The following is a 22,453-nucleotide window of genomic DNA, read 5'->3' as shown; positions in this document are numbered from 1 at the left end:
CTCCGGGGCGACCGATGGAAGGAGGAAGGGCTGAGTGTCGGAGCAGGAGATGCGAACGTACGACGAGGCCGTGGATGACGCGGTTGCGTCGTCCTTGGGTCGATCCCGCATGGCGGACGGCAGACGGGTCGAGTTGAGCGTCGAGGAACTGGCGCGGGCGGTGGAGGACTCGCCTGAGGGCGGCGTTGGGCCGACCTGAGTTAACGACGGCTCGAACGAACCGCGTTCACCTGAGTTCAGGGCCGCCCCGTGCCAGTGAGCGTGGGCCGTCGGCGAGCCTCGATGGCGACGTCTGATCGGTGTGAGGCGTGGATCGGGGTCGTCGTTCATGAGCGCGCCGTTGCAGCCCGCCGATGGTGTTCGGGGCAGGCCGGCAGGGCGGCACTGGGGCTGCTGGTGGTTGCGGACGCCGCCAGGGCGCGGCTGGCGAGGCGACCTCCGTGGGAGCGCGAGAGCGCGGCTGCGGCCCGTCGGACTTCCAGTGGGGTCGGCACCGGGTGAGGCACGGGGCGTATTCGGGCGGCGCTGCGGTTGCGCTCGGGGATGTCGACCTCGTAGCGGAGTGCGGGGGCGTTGTCGGCTAGGCGGGCGGTGGTCGCCGCGATCAGCGGGATGGGGACGGCGGAGGTGAACGAGGCGTACCAGCGTGAGCTGAAGCCGTCCTCGCCACCCCAGAGCAGCCAGCGGTCCTGGTCGCCGCGGAGCTCGGCCTGTCGATCCAGGACCCCGCCCCGGTAGGTGAGGCCGGCGAGTCCGTCGGGCGCGGTGAAGAGGGTGGTGAGCTGCCAGCTCCCTCGCTTCCATCCGGCGTCCTCCAGGGGGCGAAAGCCTTCCTCAGCCTGGTGACGCGAGCCGGTCAGCACCGTGTCGAGCTCCTCGGCGTAGCTGGCGGCGAGGGCGGAGGAGAAGGCGGTCACCAACTCCGTCGGCGTGTTGGAGTCGAAGGTGGCCAGCCAGTCGGGCGCGCCGAACGGGTCGCGGTGGGCGGCGACCTTCCACAACGGGTTGTCCGGGCTCTCGGGCAGGAAGCCGAGCCGGATGCGCTGATCGGGGGAGGAGACGTAGACGTTCGCGAGTTCGTCGCTGTGCGCGACGAAGCCGTTGTCGAGCAGTGGCCGCAGCGCCGGGTCGCCGATGGCTGTGGACCCGGCGAGGTACAGCGGCGCGACGTAGACGTCGCCTTCGAGTGTGTGCGCGGGCACGCGGGACCTCCGGGTATGAGCGGCAGGGCGTCAGCGCTGGCGGCGTGAACGGCCGTGAGTAGGAAGCGATGCGGGCGGGATGGCGGCGGCCTCTGCCGCAGGTGAGCGGGCGGCGTATGGCCGACGAGCAAGGGCCGCCCGGGCTCGGGGCATGGAGGCCGCGGGCTCGGCGAGGCGCACGTGCACCAGGCCGTGGTGGCGTTCGGGAATGTCGCCGGCGAAGCGCGGCACCGCGTCCGGGCTGGTGAGAGCGACGGCGGCTGCGGTGCGCAGGTGGGGCGGTGTGCTGCCGCTGAAAAAGGCCCTCCAGCTCGGCATGTGGAGGGGATCGACGCCGCCGGACAGGCGCCACATGGACTTCTCCGGCGTCAGCAGCTCGGTGTACTCGTCGAGCCAGCCGCTGCGCGTGCGCAGGGCCGCACGGTTGTCCGGCGAGACGATCCGGTACGGCCGACTTCCGTGAACAGGATCCCAGCCGCTGCGGAGCAGTACGTCGTTCGGGCCGAGGCCGGTGTAGTGCTTGCCGTCGCTGAAATGGTCCCGGAAGTGGTTGGGCAGGCTCTGGACGAGCGTCTCGGTGAACGCGGCGACGATCTCGTGGGGCGTGTTGCGGTCGAAGGTGGTGATCCAGTCCGGAACGCCGAGCGGGTCCTCGGAGTAGGTGATCGTCCAGCCGCCGTAGTGGCTCTCCACGGGGTTGGCGATTCGGACCCGTTGGCACGGGCTGGCGTAGTACGCGTCCGTGCCGAACGCGACGGTCTTCGTCCAGCCGGCGGCGTGGTCGAGGACGCTGAAGACGGCCTCGCTCGTTCCGGGACCTGCGAGGTGGACGGGGGCGACGAGGACCTCGGTACTCGGGGCGAGATCGCCGGGGTCGAGAGGCGACATGGGGAAGGACCTCCGGGCGGTGGCGGGCGAGAGACGGGGCGTCATGCCCGGCGGCGCGCTCGCGGCGGAGCCGTGGAAGCGGCGGGGGCCGGCGATCCGGCGTGTGTCGGACCTGCGTTCCCGCGCGGCGAACGGGACCGGGCCGCCTGGGCGCGACGGCCGTGCAGCGGTGCGGTTCCGGCGGATGCCTCGCGTTCGCGTTCCAGCCGGAGAGCCGCGGTGCGGTACGCGGTCTGGTCCTGACGCTCACCGACCGCCAGGAGGTAGATCTCCCGGCGGTGCTGCGAAGACGCCGGGGCGTCGCGGTACTGGACGACCATGCGCCAGCGGGTCTCCGGATCGACGTAGATCTTGTGACAGCCCGCGAGCTCGCGGGTCAGCGCTGCGCCGCGTTCGTTGCCGTGGACCAGGTGCTGTAGCTCCAGCAGGGCCAAGTCGCGGATGCTTTCCGGGACCGAGCGCAGGTCCGCCAGGGCTTCGGGGTGCGCCGCGAAGGCGTACCGCGCCCGGCTCACCGCGTACCCCGGCGAGAGTGCGGCACGGAAGGAGACGCGGGGTGAGAAGTCGCGACGGGCGCCGGGGGGACCGCGAGGCCGGCTGTTCCGGCGAGCGGGGAGCGCGAGCGGGCAGCCTGCGCACTGTGGGTGACGGTGCTCTCTAGGGCCGGTGCCAGGGGGAGAGGAGTGCTGCGATCCATGGCCCAGGCGTCTGCTGCCCCGGCGCTGGTGAAGGCCCCTCCGCGCACTGTGTAGGAGCGGAAGTCCTTGGCCGTCTCTTCGAGGAAGAGACGGTAGGGGGCGTGCGCCGAGTCCGGGTGGCTGTTGCGAACGAGGGTGCGCACCTCGGTGCCGAAGTCGAACGAGCCCGGATTGTCGGTGTAGTGGTCGATGACCTTATATCGGCCGTCGGGGTTGGTTCGGAGCAGGTCCTCCAGCCGCGAGGTGAGCGCGTCGGCGGGGCGTGGTCCGTGGTTACGGGTCTGTGTGGTGGCCTCGGGCGGGCAACCCTGGCGGATGAGCCAGTTCTGGGCGAGCGGGACGGTGGGAGCCCGGTCGTATTCGAAGTCGAAGGTCCGCTGCTCCACGTCTCGGGTGAGGTGGAACGCGACGTACTCCGCTGTGCCGGGCACGTCCCAGATGGCCGCCTGGTCGTAGAACAACAGGTAGGTGTTGCGTCCGTCGTAGCTGTGGTGCTCGGCGAGGGGCACGAACATGTCGTCCGTGAGCGTGAGCGAGAAGAAGTCCTCCTCGATGCGCTCGGTGGCTGCTTCGAAGCCGTCGATGCGGTAGTCCGGTGTCTGGGGCTCGTGCGTGTCGGTCATGTCAGGCTCCCGCGGGCTTGGGCGAGGCCAGGAGCCGGTGGTTAGGGCGGGTCGGGCTGGTGGTGCAGGCGCCGAACGGGCCATCCGGAGTGCGGAGTTGGAGCAGGGTCGGGTCGAGGTGGTCGCGGTGCCACGTCGAGGGACCGGTGAGGCCGGCCTCGGCGTCGGTGAGCTGCTGCCAGGCCAGCCACAGGGCATGGAGGCGGGCCACGGCCTCGGGGTGTTCCTGCCACTGCTGGCACCACGGACGGCCGGTGGTGATCTCCCGTCCGTAGACAGGCAGCAGCAGGTCGTGCACCCAGCGAGCCAGCGCCGCGAGTTCCTCGACGTACGCCTTGCCGTCGAGCGCCAGGATGAAGATTGGCACCGGGCCCTCCGGGGAGCCGCCCGGCTCGGCCGCCGCAGACGCGGCGACCGAGCCCTCGGCGGCACCGTGCTCGGAGTCGCTGCCTTCGTCGTCGTCCGAAGGTGGGGCGTCGTCGGTGAGCCGGGCGAGCGTCTCGCCCTGCCTCCGGCTCTCCGCGACCAGCCGCGCGACCGTGGAGGCCAGGTCGTCCAGATCGTGGTCCGGCACGCGTATCGGCTTGTTCTCCTGATCGGTTTCAGCCATTGCTACCCCTCCGCAAGATCGGGTGGTTGGGGTGGCGAGGATCCGGAGAATTCCGGGCTTGGCCCGGCCGGGGTTCCGGTGTAGAAGACCTCCGTCACGGGCGGCACTGATGGCCGCAGATCGCGCCTGCGGGGGCGAGAGTGCGCAGGGCGCGGGCAGCCTGCTGCGGTACGACTCCGTTGCCGAGAGCAGAGAGTTGGGCGGGTCGCCCGAGGCCTGGCGTGTCGGTCACCCAGCCTTGTTCGAGGCCCTGCATCCACTCCACGAACAGCGGGCTCAGCCGCCCCGCGTCATCGGTTGGCCGGGGAGCCGGGCGGGTTGCCCGTTCCCATCGGGCTATGGCGCCGGAGTACGGTCCCCATGTCCCTCCTCCGTTGATGCCGGGTGGGCGAACAAGGGGAGTAGCACCGCCGAGAGCAGGGGCGGCCGGAAGTCCGCCCCTGGCCGGCGCCCCGGTGTGCCAGCGTCGCTCGCCCGTCGGGTCGGCAGCAGTCGGGCCGCCGCCGAGGGCAGAGTCAGGTCCCCGTTCCCGTGACGCTGGTTCGGTGATCCCTTGGCGCCGTCCGACGCCTTCGGTGTCGGCAGCAGCCACTCCACCTCGTCCGCCAGATTCGGACCGTGCCCGCCCTGCTTCCTCTTCGCCGGGTGCTGACTCCCGCCGATCGTGGCGAGGTTGCTCGTCGGCGTCTTGAGCAGAGCTGAGCCGCCGCCAGGACGGCCAGGCGACGAAGTTATCTGGACAGCGCCTTCCTTCAGGTGACTGTGCGTGCCACATCGTGTGCGTAGGGTTTTGGTCATGCGAGTGGTGAAACTGCCCGATGCGGCAGCGGGCCAGCCTCAGGTACGGCTGGTCGACGCGTTCGGCGAGCCGGTAGCTGAAGTCGATGAGTTCTTGCGGTTGTTGGCGGTGCGGGCGTACTCGCCGAACACCGTTCGGGCCTACGCTCACGATCTGCAGAAGCTCTACCTGTTCTGTGAGGAGCGCGGAATCGGGGCGGACGGGTTCACGCCGGCCCGAGCTGTGGAGTTCCTGGAGTGGCTGCGGCTGGTGTCGTCGTCGCGGCGTGCTCAGCGCCTGGAGCTCGGCGTTGCGACGAGCGAGGGGCGGGTGCTGTCGGCGAAGACCTGCAACCGGGTCCTGGCCGCGGTGTCCTCGTTCTACGAGTTCTTGATCGCCAGCGAGAAGTACGCCGGCCAGGACAACCCGATCGTCAAGAAGGTCGATCAAGCGGCGGCGCGCGTGCCGGACCGGTACCGGCCGCCGCTGATGAATGCCCGCCGGCAGCAGCCGGTTCGCCGGGTCCTGCGAGTCAAAACGGTGGAGCCGGTGCCGCGTCCGATGCCGGACGGTGTCTACCGGGCTCTGCTCGATGAGCTGCGGACTCGCCGGGACCTGGCGCTGTTGGAGATGATGTGGGAAGGCGGACTGCGACCGGGCGAGGTCCTGGGGCTGCGGCTGGAGGACATCTCCTACGGCCGGCGCCGTGTGACGGTTCGCAAGCGATTCGACCACCCGCGCGGGGTGCAGCAGAAGTCCCGCCGTGACCGCGTGGTCGACCTTCACGAAGGCCGGGCCCTGGCAGCCCTGAACGCCTACATGATGCGTGAGCGGCCGTCCGATACGGCCAGCCCCTGGGTCTTCCTCGTCGGGGGCAGGGGCAAGCGCCGCGGCGAACCACTGGGCTACGACGCGCTGGTGCGGATGTTCGCCCGAGCCGCGCAGCGGGCCGGAGTGCGCGATGCCTGGCTGACGCCGCACAGCCTGCGACACACCCACGCCACCAGGATGTTCGAGGGCGGCATGCGAGAGCTGACGCTGATGACGCGGCTCGGACACGCGACGCCTGACTCGATGAAGGTCTACACCCGGGTCAGTGATCCCGAGGTCGTCAAGGACTACCGCCGGGCGATCGGAGAGCAGGACACGTGAGCACGAACGCCCTGCTGCGAGCGGCATCATCGCCCCTCACCCCCGCACTCGGAATCCCCCGGCACTGCCCGGGAGCGGAATACACCGCGTTCGTCGCGGGACTGCCGGTCAGCGACCGGTGGAGCCGCAAACACACCCAGTTCCACCTGCGGTTCCTGCACACCTACCCGGACCTGCGCACCTGGTTCGCGCTGCCCCTGCGCGATCGCCTGGGCTGGCGCAACGGAGAGGCGCAGAACCAGCGGCGCGCCCCCGAACCCGGCTTCGACGCGGCCACGGCATGGATCAACTTCAACGCCCGCCACTACCTGACCTACCTCGCGCTCACCGGCCGTCTGCACATGGACTGGGGCTGGCTGCTGGGCATCGGCGTGCTCAAGCCGTTCCTCGTCGCCGACCAACTCCAACTGCCGCTGCGTGAAAAGAGCGAGGACCTGCGCGATCGTCTCCTGACGCTCGGGCATGTCCGAGACGACGAAGCTTTCAAGGTTCCCTGGGGCCTGATCCGGCTGGTGATACACCGCGGTGACCCGGACCTGCACACGCTCACCAGCGACGACATCGAGGGGATGCGGCACGCCATCCGCCACTGCGAGCGCATCCCCGGCCTGCTCCAAGTCGTCGGCGAGGAACGCTGCGCGACCCTGAAGGCGTCGTGGGGCACAAACGCCTACCGCACCGGTCTCGCGTTGTTCCACGCCGGCATCACTGCCCGACCGCCGGCCCGGGAGGAGAGCGTTCCGCCCACGCGGCTCAGCGGCAAACCCCGCATCGACGCCGTCTTTGAGCGTTTCCTGGCCGAACGCGCCCTGGTCCTGCGGCCCGAGAGCATGTCCAGCACCCGCGGTGGCCTGCGCCGCTTCGGGCTCTGGCTGGGCACCGAACGCCCACACATCGCGAGCCTCGACCAGCTCAACCGGGCCGACATGGTTGACTTCATGGAGTCCGTCCACCGGCTGCACAAGATCAAGCATCCGGACCAGCCGCTGAGCAGGGCCTACCGCGCCGGCATCATCTCCACCGTCGCCGTGCTCTTCCGCTACGCCGCCGTCGCCGAATGGGACGACGTCCCCGCGCGTCCCCTGATCACGCACGCCGACATGCCCCGCGTCATCGAACGCGTCCCCCGGTTCATCCCGGCCGACCAACTCGGCCCGGTCATGGACCGCATCCTGGCCCTCGAATGCCCCCTCCAGCGGTGCGCGCTCCTGGTCGCCCGGTGGAGTGGCGCCCGCCGCACCGAGATCCGCAAGCTCCACCTCGACTGCCTCGACGCCTACCCCGACGGCACACCCCGGCTGCGGCTCGCAGCGGGCAAGGCCCTCAAGGAGCGCACCGTCCCGCTCCACGAGGAAGCCGCCGAGGCCATCCGTACTCTTGCCGCACTGCGGCAAGCCCAATCCGACCGCGGGATCCACGACCCCGATCTCGGACGCCCGACGCGCTACCTGTTCCTGCGCAACGGCGTGATCGCAGGCCCCGACTACCTCTTCGCCCACCCGCTCCGCGTGATCTGCGAAGAGCTGACCATCCTCAACGGCGTCGGCAAACCCGCGATCCACCCTCACCGATTCCGGCACACCCTGGGCACCCAACTCGCCGAGAAGGGTGCCCGGGTCCAGACCATCATGAAGGTCCTCGGCCACAAGAGCCCCGGCATGTCGATGACCTACACGCACATCTCCGACCCCACCGTCCTGGCCGACTACCAGGCCGTGCTCCAGCCCGGCGCCACCATCGCCGGCCCCCTCGCCGACACCCTGCGATCTGGGCAACTCGACCAGGACGCGCTGGACTGGCTCAAGACCAACTTCTACAAGACCGAACTGGAACTTGGACGCTGCCTCCGCCTGCCCCAGGAGGGCCCGTGTGAGTGCGATCTCTACCTGACCTGCGCCAAGTTCGTCACCACACCGCAGTACGCGCCACGGCTTCGCGAACGGCTGTGTGTCGAGGAACAGCTGGCTCTCGACGCCGAAAAGCGAGGCTGGGGCCGTGAGGTCGAACGGCACCAACGCCTTTCCGAGCGCATCTGCAGTCTGCTGGACGAACTCGGCGAACCGCATGCTGAGCTGCCTGAATGACCCGAGCCGGAATATCCCGATCTTGTGAGAGCGCAACAGCTACCCTGTCGCGCATGGCGATAGGACAGCGGACGTGGCGGAACGTGGACGGCGAGCGTATTGAGGGCACCTGGCGGCACGCCTTCATCCGAAACGGCGGGAACTACTTCCTCACTGACCTGCTGATCTATGCCGACGGAATGGTCGACTGCTGGGGGCTGGAGACCCTGGAGGGCTTCGCCGGCAAACTCGCCTCCGGATGGGTCGCCACCGACCTGCCCGAAGGCGCCCGGGCGTCGGCCCACCACCTCGCCTCGTGGAAGTTCGCCGAGCCCAAGAGCTGGCTGACGCCCGAGATGCTGCTCGGCGAGGTCCGCGACGACATCGACAACCTCAACGGCCGTCCAGATTCCACCCGCCGCTGTCTCGCCGCCGTCGACGCCTTCCGACAGCAGCCGACCGAGGCCAACCGGACCGCGGTTCGAGAAGCCTACGAAGTCATCCCGGAACACCTGCGGAGATACGCCCTGGGCGACATGGACCGCAAGGACTTCCCCCTCCGGGTGATCGTGACCGGCCCGGGGAACCAGATCGAGCTGTGGAACGGAAAGACCGTCGACGTCACTGAGGAGATGCACGCCTCCGCCTTGGAGTACTTCGCAGAGGGCGAGCAACTGCGCAAGCAGCACGAGACGAAAACACCCGCCGACGGCCCGACCGAACCGGTCGAGAGCAGCATCCACCTCAACCAGGTGGTCTTCCCCCGCGGCTGGCCCGAGAACCCGGGCACCCACGTGCTGCGCAACGAGTTCCCCGCACCGATCGTCATGGGCAGCCGGACCTACCCCACAGTTGCGCACGCCTACTGGGCACTGGCGGTCGCCGACGAACACCGGCAGGCCGAGGTCCTCAGCGCAGAAAGGCCGTATGACGCGCAGAAGCTCGCCGAGAATTCCACCCTGCGCGCCGACTGGCCCCAGGTTCGCATCGCCGTCATGACCCGCCTGCTCCGCGCGAAGTTCCAGCAGCACCCCGAGTTCGCCGAGACGCTGATGGCCACAGGCGCCACCCGATTGATCTACACCGAGGTCGGATCGAACTTCTGGGGGCAACACGGGCTCGAAGGACGGAACTGGATGGGCCGACTGCTGGAACTGACCCGATCCGAACTCGTCGCCGCCAAGCTGGACATCCTGCAATGACCGACCGGAGCGGTTCGTCGCGGATCGCCTGAGTGACACACGACCGTGTGAATCCACACCCGCAGACCATCAAAGTATCCAGATAAGCGAGGAAGACCCGCTCGCGCCGGTGGGGGCACCGACGTCAGAGGCGCGAAGCACGCACCAGCGCGCATCGAACCGGAGGTCGGCCAGGGAGCCGAGTACGGCACCGAGTGCGCGCACAGCAGGCTGGCCTGCGGCGTCTCCCAGACACCACGGGCAGGGTTCCACGTCGCCAGGGGAACCGGCGGGGGAGGTGAGCAGTCCTCGGACATTCTCGATCACCACCAGACAGGGGTTGAGCGCTTCGATGGCACGGACGACGTGGTGCCACAGCCCGGACCGGGTGCCATCAGCCAGTCCGGCGCGACGGCCGGCGACGGAGACGTCTTTGACAGGGGAAACCTGCGGTCAGGACGCATACCTTCGGGACGTCGGCCCAGTTCACGGCCGTGATGTCCCCGAGATTGGGCACGCCTGGCCAGTGGCGGGACAGGATCCGGGCCGGGCCCGGATCGATCTCGGCGTGCCAGGCGACCGTTCCGCCGAGGGAGGCCTGGACACCGAGATCCAGGCCGCCGTATCCGGAACACAGGCTCCCGATCGACGGCGAGGCCGACGGCATGGGGCGGTCAGCGCGCATGGCGGGGTACCGGGGTGTGGGCGAGGCGGATCGGACTGGCGGAGGGAGACTCCGCCGGAACGCGGTAGATCGAGTTCGTGGGGCGTGCCGAGCGGCTCAGGGCGGCGAGGACGCGAGGTGGGGTGCCGTCGATCCGGTCGGCGCCGCGCCGCAGCGTGAGGAAGGATTCCTGCAGCGAGTCCACGGTGAGGTCCAGCCGGTCCTGCACGACGTCGAACGCGGCCCGGCGGGCATCGCGAAGGTCCGCCGACGCTGGGGCTTCCGCGTACCTCCGCAGGAATCCGAGTTGTTCGAAGGCTTCGGTGTATTTGGTCATGGCGCGTCCGGCCGGGGCAACGGCGCTGGTGTAGGCGGCGTTGACGGGGCCGAAGTCGAGTCCGGGGTCGCTGTTGGTGGCGCGGAAGAGGACCTCGTCGGACAGGTCCTTCACCAGGCCCGTCAGTGCGCCGAGATGATGGGACGCGGTGACGAGATCGGGCAGGGAGCTCTGCGTGTATGACGGGACGATCCGGGAGCGGAGCAGCTCGAACTCCCGGGCCACCGCGTACAGCTCGTCCTTCTCCAGGCCAGCTCGACCTGTGTGATCGGTCATGACGGACTCCGGTGGTTGTGACGGTCGGCAAACGCGGGGCGTGAGGCGGCTGGGGTCGGTACCCAGGGCGTCGTGGTGTCCGCGAGGCGGCTGCGGGCGCGGGCGGCATCGATCCGGTCGGCAGGTGGTGGTGCGCCGGGCCGGCTGACGGACCGACGCGGACCGGGTTCGTCGCCGTGTGCGAGGCGCAGACGGCGGCGGACGTCGTCCAGCGGCCCGAGGGTGTGCAGGGCGTAGCTGATGAGCTGCCCAGGCGCGAGCTCGTCCCGGTCGGCCAAGGCACGGACCTGCCGGGCGGCGACGGCTGCTGTGCGGACCAGGGAGGCTTGGACGATCTGCTCGCCGAAGTGCTCGGCGGCCCCGCCCGTCAGCGGATCGCAGATCCGCAGCACGCGTTCGGGATCGAGGGTTCCGTCGGCGAGAGCGCCGCGACGCTGGGTCTCCCACAGCACGGTCAGCTGGTCGATGGGCTCGCCGCGATGATGCAGGGCGCCGAGGGCGCGATAGATCTGCCGGTTGCTGGGGTCGGCGAAGTCACCGGGCTGGAGCCACCGCACCACGGCGGGAAGTTGGTCGGGCCGGGAGGATAGGCACCCGAGGAGAAGCTCCTCGTCGGCGAGCGCCTGCTCGCCCACAGGCTGTGGACGCTCGGCCTGCGGTGCGTACGTGGCCGGCGGCTGGGCGGGACGGGGAACAGTGCCCCAGCGGTGGGCGAGGTCGGCGAGTACGTCAGACAGGACTTGGGCGTGATGGACCGTTTCCTCTGCCGCGCCGTGCTGGCCGTCGGCGAGCGCAGCCTGGTGAAGACGGGCAGCGTGCTCGGCGACACTCCGGTGGATGGCGCCCTCCAGGACCATCCGCCCGTACACCGGGGCGTGTTCGGGGCGTGGGCATGCCGACACGAGGGAGTGCAGGTACGAGGCGGTGAGCCCGCGGGTCCGCGTGCTCGCCTCCCGCAGCGTGTCGGTCACCCAGGCCAGAGGGACAGGGGCGCCGGCCTTCGTGGCCGTTGCGGGGTGGTCGTCGGCCTTGAGCTGGAGCATCGTGGCGTAGACCGCGCCGTGCGCGGGACGGGAGAAGTGTTCCGGCCGTAGCCAGGGCGAGAGCCGGTCGAGCTGCCCGGGCTCCAGGAAGATCGCGCCCAGCACAGCCTGCTCGGCATGGACGAGCGGGATCATGACCGCTCCTTGCGCGCTGTCTTGCCGTGGTTGCGGATCTCGCCGACCGCGCGGTCAGCCGCCGCCAGGTCTGCGGCGAAGCGGTCCAGCTCACCCGTGAACACGGGGTCCTGAGCAAGCAGGGACCCGGATGGGGAGACGAGCCACCATTCGGCGCCACGTCGTACGACGGGTGTGCCGGCGAGGCGTTCGGGCCGGCGGGCGGAAGCCCAGGACGGGGCGGGGCGGGACATGGGAGTACCTCAAGGAGACGGGGCGCGAGCCCGGGGAATGCGGAGGGAGGTGGGGATTACTCCGTCGGGTCTCGCCAGCCGGGGGCCTGGCAGCACCGGGGTCATGCGGCCGGACCGAAGTCGTCGCGGCGCAGGTTCTTGGCCAGTGCGCGCTCGGTGATCGCCGCGGTCTCCTTGGCGGACGCGGCGCCGAGCCGGTCGGCGTCCGGCTCCCGGTACCAGGGCTTGAGGCCGAGGAGCGCGGGGCGGATGCCGGTGGCCAGCAGGAGGGCGGAACCCTTCGGCAAGGCGCGGATCGCGTCCGGCGGCAGCACTCGCTCCTGGCGCATGGACACCGAGGTGGACTTGCCCGACTCGCTGGTCGACACCGAGACCGTACGGACGTCGTGATCGCCCACCAGGCGGCTGAGCTTGTCCGCGAAGTCCGCGTCGTCGATGCCCGACCCGACGAGCTTGATCGTCGCGGCGGACCACAGGGCGTCCATCCCGGCCTCGCCCCAGACCCGGACGCCCTGGCGGTAGGACTGCAGGATCGTGATCGGGATGACGCCCCGGGAGCCGAGGTGCGAGTACAGGTCCGGCAAGTCGGCGATCTTGCACACGTTGGCGGCCTCGTCGAGGATCGCGAGCAGCGGAGCGTCCAGCCGCCCGCCGTCGCGCTCGGCCCGGATGACGGCCGCGCGCATCACCGCGTCGGCAGCAGCGGCGATGATCGCCGAGGCGGACCCGCCGCCGTCCTTCGACAGCAGGAACAGGGTGTCCTGGCTGGTGGCGAACGCCTCCGGCTTGAACTCGTGAATCTTGCCGAGGCCGCTGGGCGGCGTGACCCAGGCGGCGATGGCCGGATCGAGCAGGCAACTCGCGTACTGCCGAGCCGTTTCGAAGATGCCGTCGCGGGTCTCGACGGCACCGGCCACGGTGCCCTGGAGCTGGGCGGCGACCGCGTCGAGGCCGGCGTCCTGGAGGAGGTCGATGGGGGTGCGGTCGGCCGGGGAGGCCAGCCAGGCCAGGACGTCGGTGATAGGACGATGGTCGCGGGCCGCGGCGAGGAACAGCGCGGTGAGCGTGTTCGCGGCGGCTGTGGACCAGAAGTCGCCGGCACTCGACTCATCCACGGAGGCGGTCACGAAGTGCCCGGCCAGGCGGCGGGCCCCGGCGAGTTCGCGGGCGTCGGCGAGGACGTCCCACCACATCGTCTGGGGTGCGTGGGCGATCTGCTGCGGATCAAGCGTCCATACCGTGCCCGCGTCGGCGCGGGCTGCGAGCGTGGTGGTGTAGGCATCGCGTGCCGCCTTGTTCGAGGTCAGCAGCACCGGTCCGGGCGCTCGCAGGATCGCCGGGATCGCCAGACCGGAGGTCTTCCCGGACCGGGGCGCCATGATCGCGAGGATCACGTCCTCCCACGAGGAACGGACCTCGCGCGCGCCCGGCGCGAGCGTGCCGAGCAGAACGCCGCGGTCGTCGGGTACGACGTCCTTGGGCCGGGTGCCCTTGAGACTGGGGCGAAGGTCGATCGCCTTGGCCGCGATCTTCTTCGGCATCAGGTCGGCCAGATCGCGCTGGTCGGCCAGTCCCTTGGGGTTGCCTCGTAGCCGCAGCCACATCCTGACGCCGAGCAGCGCGGTGGCCAGGAGGATGAGTGCGGGCAGGACGTAGCAGGCGCCGACGAGGACGGGCTGCGAGAGGTGGGGCCAGACCTCGTGGGGGTGCAGGAGCGCGGCGGTCGGTTCGTACGGGGCCCAGGGGCCCGACCCGGTGACGGTGTTGGCGCCGTTGCCGAACAGCCAGGCCAGCGTGCTGGCGCCCGTGCCGAGGGCCGCTACGGACAGCATCAGGTACAGCAGGAAGTCGGTGCCGGTGGTGGTCGAGGGCGTGCTGGTGCGTGCAGGAGACAAAGCGCGGTCCCGATACGTGGTGCGAGATGGGCGGTGAGCTGGGGCCGGCGGGTTCTTCTGGTGATCACGAGGGGGCTCCTAATGGCAGTGGCGAGCGGGGGAGGAGGGAGCAGGCGTTACGGCCGAGGTCGTGAGGTCCGGCTGCGTAAGGGCCCTGGTGGCGCCGGCGGTCGGTGAGGAGGACATGGCCGCGCCGCTGATCCGGTGTCGCCGGATCTCGTCGAGCGTGGCGGCCAGTGCCTCGTCGGAGATCAGATCCTCGGCGATGTTCGCGTCGAAGTCCTGAGCTCGCAGCAGACACACGGCGCGCGTGGCCCGGTGCTTCTGTTCCTCCTCGGACAGTCGCTCGGGGAGCTGGTGCCAGACGTAGTGCGGAGGAAGGACCTTCTCCACGAAGCCGCATGCGACGAGCACCCTGTGGGCTTGCGGGTTGTCGCAGTCGGCGACTACCTCGGTGCTCAAGCGTTTGCGGTAGATCTCGATGTCAGTGCCGTACTCCTCGTGCAGGAACGACATGGAACGGCCTCTCTGCTGAAGAGGATTGGTCAGCGCGTCCGCTTCGGCTTCGGCGCGGATGGTGGGGTGGCGGCTGGCGCCGTGGTCGGGGTGGTGGATGCTCCGGCGCACTTGGTGGAGGGGGCGGTCGCGAAGTAGTTGGTGACCCGCGCCTGCCCGCTCGGTTTCGCCGGATGGTGGAGCGCGCGCAGCTGCTCGGCGGCGACGTGCAGGTCCTCGCCGACGTCGGTCAGCGTCGCGGCGGCCTCCCTGAAGTCGTGCGAAAGATCCCAGCCGGCGTCGGACTCGGATGCCTTGGCCTGCTCGGCGGCGGCTTCGAAGAACTCACTGAGGCGGACGAGCACACCGTCGTGGGGGTCGAGGACCTGATCGGCGAGATCTGCGGCAGTCTCGTAGGTCTCGGCGCCGTTGAGTTCGTCGGTCAGCCGCAGAATCTGATGGCCGTGAACCCGCTTGCCCTGTGGGTCTGAGGGCGTGGTGAGAAGGCCGATGTGCAGATCGGGGCCGAGGTCGACGCGGTAGCCGACGGTGGCGAGCATGCATGCCGCCTGGCTGGCCATCTGGTTCTCCCGGGCTTCGCCCATGTCCCAGGGCAGGCGGTGTCAGAAGGACCGCGGTGTCGTCTCGATGACGAAGTCTGCGCGCTTGAGGAGGATTGCGGCGAGTTCGTCTCCGCCCTCGGCGGTGACCTCACCGGTCGGACGGCGTGTGATGGCGATGGCGGACGGGGTGGGCATCGTGGAGTCTCCGTTCAGAAGTGCGGGTTCTCGGACGGCCGGTCGCCCGCGGAGGCGGCTTCCAGTAGTTCGGGTAGGTCCACGGGATCGGCGTGGCGCTGGTCGATCCACCAGCCGGCACGGGTCAGGGGTCGTGCGGCGTTCTCGACGGCGGCCCACTCCGCCTCGCTCGTCGTACCTTCGACGACGAGCGCGGTGTACGCGGCGGAGACGAGCTGGTGGCGACAGCGGGTGGCCCAGGCGACGGCGCGGTCGGTGCCGTCCAGCGGGGGCATGCGGTATTGCTCCGACCACTCCTCGGCCCTGGCCTGTTCGGTGGCACGCTGCGTCGCGAGCCACTCGGCCCTGGCCGCGGTGTCCTCCTCGCGGGAGGACTGCCAGCAGTCGGTGCATTCCCGGCCAGCGAGCCAGCGGGCGTATCCGCTACGCCGGTCGGCTGCGCGGCCGGAGAGATCGGCCTCGGCGGTGTGACCGCAGGCGTGGTCGATGGTCCAGAGCTTCTTCACGGCCATGAGTCGGACTCCTTGCGTGTCGGGAACGGGGATCAGAGGGTGCGACTCGGGGTGGCCGAGGCAGTTCGAGGGCGCGGCGCTGCTGCCTCGCTCTCGCGCTTCGGGGCGCTGGTCGGGCGGTTGGGGGACGAGGCGACGGCGGCGCGTGCTCGCGCGGTGTGCGTGACGCGGAGCCATTCCTGCCGCTCTGGCAGCGGTACGTCGGCCAGGGGCGGGGCGTTCTCGGGCGTCGCGTCGGGCATGACGGACAGCTCGATCTGGGCTCCGACGAGCTGGTCGCCGAGGAAGGCGACGTGATGGGCGATGCTGCGTAGATGGAGGCCCAGCTCGCGACCGTTGGGTGTGTCGAGCCGCTCGCACCAGGCAGCGGCCGTGTCGACGAACTCCTCCAGGTCGAGCACTACGCCGTGGTGCTCGTCGAGGATCTCGCCCAAGACCTCGGAGACGTCCACGGCACGGCGCAGCTCGTGCAGCTCCCCGGTCAACGCGGTCAGCGACAGGCCCGGCCGTGTCGGCCGCGCCTGGACACCGACCGGAGTCGGGACTGGCGGCGGAATCACGATCCTGGGATCGGCTGCGACCGAGAGGCCGGCCTCCTGGAATTCGCGGGTGGCGTTGGCGACGGTCCGCACCGCCGTGTTGTGGGGAGTGCCGTCCGGTAGCAGGTAGACGTCGAGGTACTCGCTGTACCGGAAGTGGTGCTTGCGCAGGACCTCGTCCAGGAACGGGCGGTTGTCCGAGACGGCTGCGGCCACCCCGAAGTCGGGGTGCATCCCGAAGGCGACGTCCGGTTCGAGCTGAAGGGACATGGATGGCTCCTTGGTGCGTGCGGTCTAGCGGGCGCGGACCGGCTGCGGGGTGGTGGGGGCAAGGCGGTACTCGACGTCGACGGCGGGTTGCCGCAGCGGCGGAGTTCCTGCCCTGGCCGGAGAGACTGCGGTGGCGGCCTGCGCCCGGCGCTGCTGACCAGAGGGCGTTGGATCGGGGTGCTCGCTGCCGTGGGAGGGAGAGACGGCGTCGAGCTCACGGGTTGAGATGGACACGGATTCCCCAACGGTGGAGACCGCCGGAGCGGGAAGTTCCTTCAGCCGGTCGAGGAGACCTCGGCCCGCACCGAGCCGGGTGTAGGGCTGGAGGTCGTACGCGACGTCGGAAGCGACGCTGTACCGCGCGGCCCGCAACGACTGCACCGCTTGCGCCCCGCGCCGTACCGGGTCACGGTCCGGTTCGGTCAGGCCGTACAGGGTGCTGCCGGGCAGCCGCTCGAAGCCGACGAGCCGCAGGATGTGCTCGGCGACGTGGTTGTCGTGCGACGCCGCCGCCACGACGCCGTAGCGATCGTGGTGGCCGACGGTGATGTGCGGGCGTGATTCCGCCACGAAGATGCACCTCGCAGAGGTCGGGGCCATGCGGAGGACGAGGATGCGGCCGGAAGACGGATTTGGCGTGGCCGGACAATTGCGGTAAGCCGTGTCCGTGCGTCACCGTTCTGACCGCACTCGGCCTGCTGGGCAGCCCCCGAGAGGGTGGCGCGCATCCAGGTAGCCTGAGTAGATAGCCAACTCAAACGTCGTCCGAGTCGGGCTGTCGGCGAACTCCCAGGCGGATGGCGCCGTAGCAAGCAACCTCGTGAGTCCAGGACGGCCGCCTGATCAGTGCAGGGCGAGCCATGCGATGACCGCTGTAGCGACCGTTGCGACAGCGCCGATCGCAGTCCAGATCACTGCGGTGCGGTGCCACCAAGGCTGGGATGCTGCAGACTCGGGAGCGTTGATGTGCACCGTCACGTTGCCGTCGGCGCTGATGTGGAGGAGGTTGACAGGGTTCACGGAAGCCCCTCTAAAGGAAGACAGCGAATGGACACGCCTTCGGGACGACTGCGTCCTGAGCGGCACCCCTGACAGTTCCCGTCCACCGCGGTGTCCGTCTGCCTTCAGCGCCATGTTGGACGGTTCCCGGGCCGAGGCGCTGGTCGTCGCTCTAGGCTGCAGGGTGTCCACCGACGGTCTGGTGGACACCTGGACAGTTCGAGGAGCTCATGACGACCACTACGCCGCCGCTGGGCATGGACCCTGAGCAGTCATTTCTCCAAGCGCTGCGCGAACTCGGCGCTTGGCATGACAAAAACAGGGATCAGTTGCCCTCCGACCGCGCCTTGGCTCGCACGTTGCGCGCATCCGCGACCACGGTCGGCAAATGGCTGGACGGTCGCCAGGTGCCCCAACAACCCGAGCGCCTCCTGGAACTGGTCGATCACTTGCGCGGTTGTGCGGTGACGTCGGGTATCGAGCTGCCGGAACCGGCGGACCTGCTCGACCGTGACGCATGGCGACAGCGGCAGGAAGCCGTGCACACACACCGCGCCCAAGTCGTGAGCGAGGGCGTGCTCCGCTCACAGTCTCTGGCTGCTCTGGCTGATGGGGAACGACGTGCCCGCTACGTGGCGTTGCCGGACAAGCCCCGGCCCCTGGCTCAATGGACCGCCGCACAACTCGGAGTCCACCCCGCCGTTGCTGGGAGACCGGCACCCGCCGTGGGCTTCGTGCTGCCCGACTATGTCGACCGGCCGCACGACGAGGAACTACGTGGTCGTTTGACCGCCGCGGCCACCGGATCCGACTCGGCCATGATGGTGGTGCGGGGCCCCTCCTGCGCCGGCAAGACCCGCACCGCGTACGAGGCGGTGCGTGCCTGTCTGCCTGACTGGCGCCTGGTCTTCCCCAAAGGTCCCGACAGCCTCCTGGCCTTGCTGGCTGCGGACGCCTTGGCTCCGCGCACTGTGCTGTGGTTGAACGAGGCTCAGGAGTTCCTACTTGGACCCGCCGGCGACGCGGCCGCCGCGGCCCTGCGCCGCAGACTTGAGCAGCCCGGACCCATGGTGGTCCTGGCGACCCTGTGGCCCGAGTACCACCAAGCGCTCACGGCCACCCCGGCGGCGTCCGCCGAAGATCCTCACTCTCACGCGCGTGCGCTTTTGACGGCCTTGCCCTTGGTCGAAGTCCCCGCCAACTTCACGGCGGCGGTCGTCACTCGCCTCCGTACTTCCAGCGACGCGTCGCTGGCGATCGCCTGCCAGACCAGCAGCGAGCGGCAGGTTACCCAGACGCTGGCTGCCGGGCCCCAACTGGTCGACCACTGGCTGCATCCCGTCGGACCGGGAGGCGTTTACGGCAGTGCGCTGATCACTGCCGCGATGGACGCCCGCCGACTCGGCTGTGGCCCTGCCGTGCCGCTGAGCTTCCTGGAGGCGGCTGCCTCGGGCTATCTCACTGATCAGCAACGTGCTTCGGCAGCTGACGACTGGTTCACCCACGCCCTGGCATATGCCCGTTCCAAGGTCAAAGGCGTCGCAGCAGCCCTGAACGATGTCCCTCGCCATACCGGCATGGGTGCGGTTCCGGGCGTGTGCGCACTCGCGGACTACCTCGATCATCACGCTCGCTCGTCGCGGCGGTTTCAGGTCCCGCCTGACAGCTTCTGGGACGCGGCCCTCCAGCACGCCGAATCCATCGGTGGAGAAGGCTTGCTCGCTCTCGGTGTCGGGGCCGAGAAGCGATGGCGACTGCGCCGGGCATCCCAGCTGTACTCACGGGCTGCCGATACGGGAAGCAGCGAAGCTCTCTTGGCCCTCGGCCGACTTCGCCTGCACACCCGCCATGACGAGGAGGCAGAACGGCTCTTTCGGCAGGCCGGCGACGCCGGCAGCCCTGACGCCCTCGTCCACCTTGCCGAGCAGGCGAGTGAGGCCGGTGACGTTGAGGAGGCGGCACGTCTTTACCGTATGGCGGCCGACGCTGGCAGCGGCCGCGCCTGGGGTGCGTTGGTGAAGCTCCGCATCCGGAAGGGCGGCGTGGCGGCAGGCGAAGAGACTGCCTGCCAAGCCGCCCAGGCGGGTTACCCAGGGGCCCTGGATCACCTGGTCGGGCCGCACACGCCACTTGACTCGGAAACCACCACACGCATGGTGCGGATCGCGTCCGACACCGGCCGCCACGGGTTCCTGTGTGATCTGGCCCGACGGTGGCATCAGCACGGGGATCCGGCGGAAGCGGAGCGCCTGTACCGGATCGCGGGCGAGGCCGGCTCCTACGCCGCCCTCCGCGATCTCGCCTCGCTGTGCGAGGACGCCGACAGACACGGCGAGGCCGAGGAATTCGCCCGACAAGCCGCCGTGTCCCCGCACGCGCTGCGCGGACGCGGTAGGAACCGGTCCGAACACCGGCGCTGGCCGGCCGGGCGTGGGCCCTTGCAGGAACTGGCCCACCGTCGGGCCGAGGCAGGAGACCGCTCAGAAGCGGAGCGCCTCTACCAAGCCGCCGCCGACGTCGGTGATCCCGACGCACTGCGTTATGTCGCCCGACGTAAGGAAGCAGCAGGAGACTTCGACGGAGCCGCTCGGCTGTACGAGCAGGCCACGGATGCCCATTACACCCAGCTCCGGCGCTCACTGCTTCCGTTCATCACCGATGAGGGACGTGAGATCCTCGATGATCACTCCTATTGGCAGGAAATCCAGGCATCACGGGCACTCCGGGACCTGGCCGTGATGAATGAACGCGCCGACAACGCGGACGAGGCGAACCGCCTGCATCGACTCGCCGACGGGCGAGCAACGGGCTATCTCCTCCGCCTGCGAATCGACGCCGAACAGTGGCCGCAGGCGGAGGAGATAGCCCAGGAAAGTGCACAAGCGGGTGACACTGGTCCTCTGCGCAGGCTTGCTGCTGCGTTCCAGGAAGACGGAGACCTGGACCAGACAGCTCGCCTGTATCAGCAGGCTGCCGATGCGGGCGACACCAGCGCCGCCACGGCGCTGGTCGGTCTCATGCGCAGGACCTGGGGCCCCAGCCGCCTACGCCCCGCCAGCAAGCCGAACCACAGGCAGCCGCCCGCACCTGAGGACCTGACCAAGGCGGAAGCCTTGGCACGACGCAACGCCGACGCGGGAGAAGGCAGCCTTCTCCGTCAGCTAACGAGGAGTAACTACCCAGTCCCCGACTGGAAGCGCATCTATCAGCATGGGCTAGAAGCAGACGGGAGCATCTCCGCGCCGTGGTGACGTGCGGTCGGGGACTTCGTCCTGGTCACGTGCCATCCTTGGCACGCGAGCACCCGGTGATCCCTCCTCCCGCGGTATGAATGCCGTGCCAGCGTCTCCGTGGGCACCGTGCTTAGGGAGGACGGTCCGCACGGACGGCATGTGGCCTACCGTCTCCTCGGTGAGGGGGGCATGCCAACGGCGGAAGACGGGCACTGGCGCTGCGCATGCTGCCATCGTCTGCCGCGGGCGTTCGTCCGGGGCTGAGCCGGGCGGACGGGGCGGGGTCAGGAGGGCAGATCGGCGCGCGTAGCGAATCAGGAGGGGGCGGAGGGTACCGGCGGAGCGAGTACTTCGCGAAGGCGGTGCACGTCATGCTTCCGTTCACCTGGGTGGACCCAGGTTGCGGTTGGTCAGCGCGAGCGCGGGGGCCTGCTGGAGTTGAAGAAGCGGATGGCCGGCGGACCGACGTTCGTCTCGATCGCCGCCGTGATCTGGCGAGCGGCGTGCGGGGACCAGGAACGGGCGGCCTCGGCTCGGGCCGACCGGACCTGCTGCCCTCGGTTCGGTCGGGCCGCTGGTGCGGGCAGGGCCCTCTCGGCGCGAGCCATGTCGACGAGGACGCTGGCGTTGTCCACCCAGGTCAGGGAGTAGTGCCAGCCCTCGGCGTTACGCATGGCCAGGGCGTCTGCGAAGGCCGCCTTGGAGCGCGGGTGGTCGGGCAACAGCGCCTCGGCGACCACCTGGAACTCGGCCTGGACTCGGGCGCCACCGTCAGCGCCTCGCGCAGGGCACGGAGCCGGTATGACCAGTGCCCGGCAACACGCTCTGCGGGGTCAAGGAGGGGGAGCGTCTTCTCGGCGTGCGCGACCAGGGCGGGGCCGTGGTCGAGGAAGGGAGCGAACTGCGCCCACATCTCCGCGTCCCGCACCTGCTGGCGCAGGCCGTACCGCTCGTCGAGCGGCCAGTGATCGGCATCGCACAAGCTGTCCGAGACGGCATCCCACTCGGCCAGCACCCGCTGTCCGGCAGTCACTGCCACGGCGACCTGCTCGATACGGACCTGGTGAACGGCCTTCTCGTACAGGGGCAGCAGGCGGGTGGTCACCTGGGACGCCGCGCTCGCGCCGGGTCGGCGCTCACGACGATGCCGTTGGGCGTCTCGGTGGTCGCGGCGAACCCGCTGCCCCGTGGCTCCAGCGCAGCGACCAGGAACTCATGCTGGCGCTGGGGCCGGTCGATGACCAGTAGCTCGACGCCCGACTCGCCGCTGAGCACCGCAACCCGGTGCGGCGCGAACTCGGAGAGGGCCCAGCTCACGTGCCCGCGACCCCAGACCCGCTCGATGAGCGGGAACTGGCCCGCGCCCGCTGCGTGCTCGTGGACGGCGAAGGCCCAGGAACCGGGGAGTCGGGCTGACAGGTCTTCGGCGAACTCCGCGAGATCCTGCCGTGGGCCCGGTCGGTGGGGTGATGGGACGGGTTGGTGCTTCGCGGGCTGCGAACTCCGGAGTGGGGCCGGGACGGTGCGCGCGGGTTCGTCAAGCGAGGCGTCGTCGATGGCGACGTAGTGGCTGGCCACAGTGGTGTACAGCTGCTGAAGCGTCGCCCGGACTTGTTCCGGATGATTGTCGCCGAGGACGTAGGCGAAGTCGGGGTTCCCGGTGGAGAAGCCGGCGTCGAGCAGCAGCTGGTGCGCGGCGCCGAGGTCGTCATGGGCGGTGGAGGCAGTGAGTCCGAGCTCCGGGTGCTTGCCCAGCGATATCCACGCCAGTTCAGCCATGGGGGGTCGCGCCGTCCTCGTGTTCGGCAGGGCGACGGTTGTCTGCTCGTCGCGCTGATGCCATGGGAGCGGAGGGTCCTGTGGTCACAG

The 22,453-nt window shown here is 69.8% G+C and carries 24 protein-coding genes; 4 read left to right on the top strand and 20 right to left on the bottom strand.

What is annotated here, in order from left to right; all coding sequences use genetic code 11:
- Positions 1-326: 326 nt before the first annotated feature.
- The 5 genes from OG361_RS07040 to OG361_RS07020 are packed head-to-tail and all read right to left on the bottom strand — an operon-like array spanning position 327 to position 4,021.
- A complete protein-coding gene (locus tag OG361_RS07040; protein WP_405852472.1) occupies positions 327-1,202 on the bottom strand; it encodes a DUF317 domain-containing protein in 876 nt (291 codons plus the stop codon).
- Positions 1,203-1,232: 30 nt separating this feature from the next.
- The gene (locus tag OG361_RS07035) at positions 1,233-2,090 is read right to left on the bottom strand and encodes a DUF317 domain-containing protein (protein ID WP_405852471.1); all 858 of its coding nucleotides are present in this window, start codon (positions 2,088-2,090) and stop codon (positions 1,233-1,235) included.
- Between the two features lie 41 nt (positions 2,091-2,131).
- Positions 2,132-2,605, bottom strand: coding sequence for a hypothetical protein (locus tag OG361_RS07030; protein ID WP_405852470.1), 474 nt, complete (start codon positions 2,603-2,605; stop codon positions 2,132-2,134).
- Positions 2,602-3,411, bottom strand: a complete 810-nt coding sequence (locus tag OG361_RS07025; RefSeq protein WP_405852468.1) for a hypothetical protein — start codon at positions 3,409-3,411, stop codon at positions 2,602-2,604. The genes OG361_RS07030 and OG361_RS07025 overlap by 4 nt, the downstream gene beginning before the upstream one ends.
- 1 nt (position 3,412) lies before the next feature.
- Positions 3,413-4,021 carry a DUF4913 domain-containing protein gene (locus OG361_RS07020; RefSeq protein WP_405852466.1) on the bottom strand — a complete coding sequence of 203 codons (609 nt, stop codon included), beginning with the start codon at positions 4,019-4,021 and terminating at the stop codon, positions 3,413-3,415.
- Between the two features lie 796 nt (positions 4,022-4,817).
- Between OG361_RS07020 and OG361_RS07015 the strand changes: the two genes are divergently transcribed.
- From OG361_RS07015 to OG361_RS07005, 3 genes are read left to right on the top strand one after another with little or no spacing between them, the layout of a single operon-like run.
- Positions 4,818-5,951, top strand: coding sequence for a tyrosine-type recombinase/integrase (locus tag OG361_RS07015; protein ID WP_405852465.1), 1,134 nt, complete (start codon positions 4,818-4,820; stop codon positions 5,949-5,951).
- The gene (locus OG361_RS07010) at positions 5,948-8,035 is read left to right on the top strand and encodes a tyrosine-type recombinase/integrase (protein ID WP_405852464.1); all 2,088 of its coding nucleotides are present in this window, start codon (positions 5,948-5,950) and stop codon (positions 8,033-8,035) included. Before OG361_RS07015 ends, OG361_RS07010 begins: the two co-directional genes overlap by 4 nt.
- Before the next feature lie 53 nt (positions 8,036-8,088).
- Positions 8,089-9,216 carry an NADAR family protein gene (locus tag OG361_RS07005; RefSeq protein ID WP_405852463.1) on the top strand — a complete coding sequence of 376 codons (1,128 nt, stop codon included), beginning with the start codon at positions 8,089-8,091 and terminating at the stop codon, positions 9,214-9,216.
- A gap of 69 nt (positions 9,217-9,285) precedes the next feature.
- Here the strand turns inward: OG361_RS07005 and OG361_RS07000 are convergent, their stop codons facing one another.
- The 13 genes from OG361_RS07000 to OG361_RS06940 all read right to left on the bottom strand — a co-directional run bounded on the left by OG361_RS07000 (position 9,286) and on the right by OG361_RS06940 (position 17,372).
- Positions 9,286-9,573: a hypothetical protein gene (locus OG361_RS07000; RefSeq protein WP_405862123.1), complete on the bottom strand. Its 288-nt coding sequence runs from the start codon at positions 9,571-9,573 to the stop codon at positions 9,286-9,288.
- A gap of 16 nt (positions 9,574-9,589) precedes the next feature.
- Positions 9,590-9,862 (bottom strand): DNA cytosine methyltransferase, encoded by a 273-nt coding sequence (locus tag OG361_RS06995; protein ID WP_405862121.1) that lies wholly within the window; start codon positions 9,860-9,862, stop codon positions 9,590-9,592.
- 7 nt (positions 9,863-9,869) lie between these two features.
- On the bottom strand, positions 9,870-10,472 hold the full coding sequence (locus OG361_RS06990) for a hypothetical protein (protein ID WP_405852461.1): 603 nt from the start codon (positions 10,470-10,472) through the stop codon (positions 9,870-9,872).
- A complete protein-coding gene (locus OG361_RS06985; protein WP_405852459.1) occupies positions 10,469-11,650 on the bottom strand; it encodes a DnaB-like helicase N-terminal domain-containing protein in 1,182 nt (393 codons plus the stop codon). The genes OG361_RS06990 and OG361_RS06985 overlap by 4 nt, the downstream gene beginning before the upstream one ends.
- Positions 11,647-11,883, bottom strand: coding sequence for a hypothetical protein (locus OG361_RS06980; protein ID WP_405852457.1), 237 nt, complete (start codon positions 11,881-11,883; stop codon positions 11,647-11,649). The genes OG361_RS06985 and OG361_RS06980 overlap by 4 nt, the downstream gene beginning before the upstream one ends.
- 101 nt (positions 11,884-11,984) lie before the next feature.
- Complete coding sequence (locus tag OG361_RS06975) at positions 11,985-13,778, bottom strand: type IV secretory system conjugative DNA transfer family protein (protein WP_405852455.1); 1,794 nt, start codon at positions 13,776-13,778, stop codon at positions 11,985-11,987.
- Positions 13,779-13,856: 78 nt separating this feature from the next.
- Positions 13,857-14,294 (bottom strand): hypothetical protein, encoded by a 438-nt coding sequence (locus OG361_RS06970; protein ID WP_405852454.1) that lies wholly within the window; start codon positions 14,292-14,294, stop codon positions 13,857-13,859.
- A gap of 29 nt (positions 14,295-14,323) precedes the next feature.
- On the bottom strand, positions 14,324-14,854 hold the full coding sequence (locus tag OG361_RS06965; protein WP_405852453.1) for a hypothetical protein: 531 nt from the start codon (positions 14,852-14,854) through the stop codon (positions 14,324-14,326).
- 42 nt (positions 14,855-14,896) lie between these two features.
- On the bottom strand, positions 14,897-15,031 hold the full coding sequence (locus OG361_RS06960) for a hypothetical protein (RefSeq protein ID WP_405852451.1): 135 nt from the start codon (positions 15,029-15,031) through the stop codon (positions 14,897-14,899).
- Between the two features lie 14 nt (positions 15,032-15,045).
- A complete protein-coding gene (locus OG361_RS06955; protein WP_405852450.1) occupies positions 15,046-15,543 on the bottom strand; it encodes a hypothetical protein in 498 nt (165 codons plus the stop codon).
- 32 nt (positions 15,544-15,575) lie between these two features.
- Entirely contained in the window at positions 15,576-16,352 is a 777-nt protein-coding gene (locus OG361_RS06950) for a hypothetical protein (RefSeq protein WP_405852448.1), read from the bottom strand.
- 24 nt (positions 16,353-16,376) lie between these two features.
- Positions 16,377-16,922 (bottom strand): hypothetical protein, encoded by a 546-nt coding sequence (locus tag OG361_RS06945; protein ID WP_405852446.1) that lies wholly within the window; start codon positions 16,920-16,922, stop codon positions 16,377-16,379.
- Between the two features lie 273 nt (positions 16,923-17,195).
- Positions 17,196-17,372 (bottom strand): hypothetical protein, encoded by a 177-nt coding sequence (locus OG361_RS06940; RefSeq protein WP_405852445.1) that lies wholly within the window; start codon positions 17,370-17,372, stop codon positions 17,196-17,198.
- Between the two features lie 209 nt (positions 17,373-17,581).
- Between OG361_RS06940 and OG361_RS06935 the strand changes: the two genes are divergently transcribed.
- Positions 17,582-20,602, top strand: a complete 3,021-nt coding sequence (locus OG361_RS06935; protein ID WP_405852444.1) for a sel1 repeat family protein — start codon at positions 17,582-17,584, stop codon at positions 20,600-20,602.
- A 392-nt stretch (positions 20,603-20,994) separates the two neighbouring features.
- Here the strand turns inward: OG361_RS06935 and OG361_RS06930 are convergent, their stop codons facing one another.
- Entirely contained in the window at positions 20,995-21,324 is a 330-nt protein-coding gene (locus OG361_RS06930) for a hypothetical protein (RefSeq protein WP_405852442.1), read from the bottom strand.
- A gap of 361 nt (positions 21,325-21,685) precedes the next feature.
- Positions 21,686-22,363 carry a hypothetical protein gene (locus tag OG361_RS06925; protein ID WP_405852440.1) on the bottom strand — a complete coding sequence of 226 codons (678 nt, stop codon included), beginning with the start codon at positions 22,361-22,363 and terminating at the stop codon, positions 21,686-21,688.
- Positions 22,364-22,453 lie beyond the last annotated feature (90 nt).

This window comes from Streptomyces sp. NBC_00090 (genome assembly GCF_045160815.1).
Lineage (GTDB): Bacteria > Actinomycetota > Actinomycetes > Streptomycetales > Streptomycetaceae > Streptomyces.
Note: the sequence above shows the minus strand (reverse complement) of the source record. Positions and strands in the feature narration are given on the sequence as shown.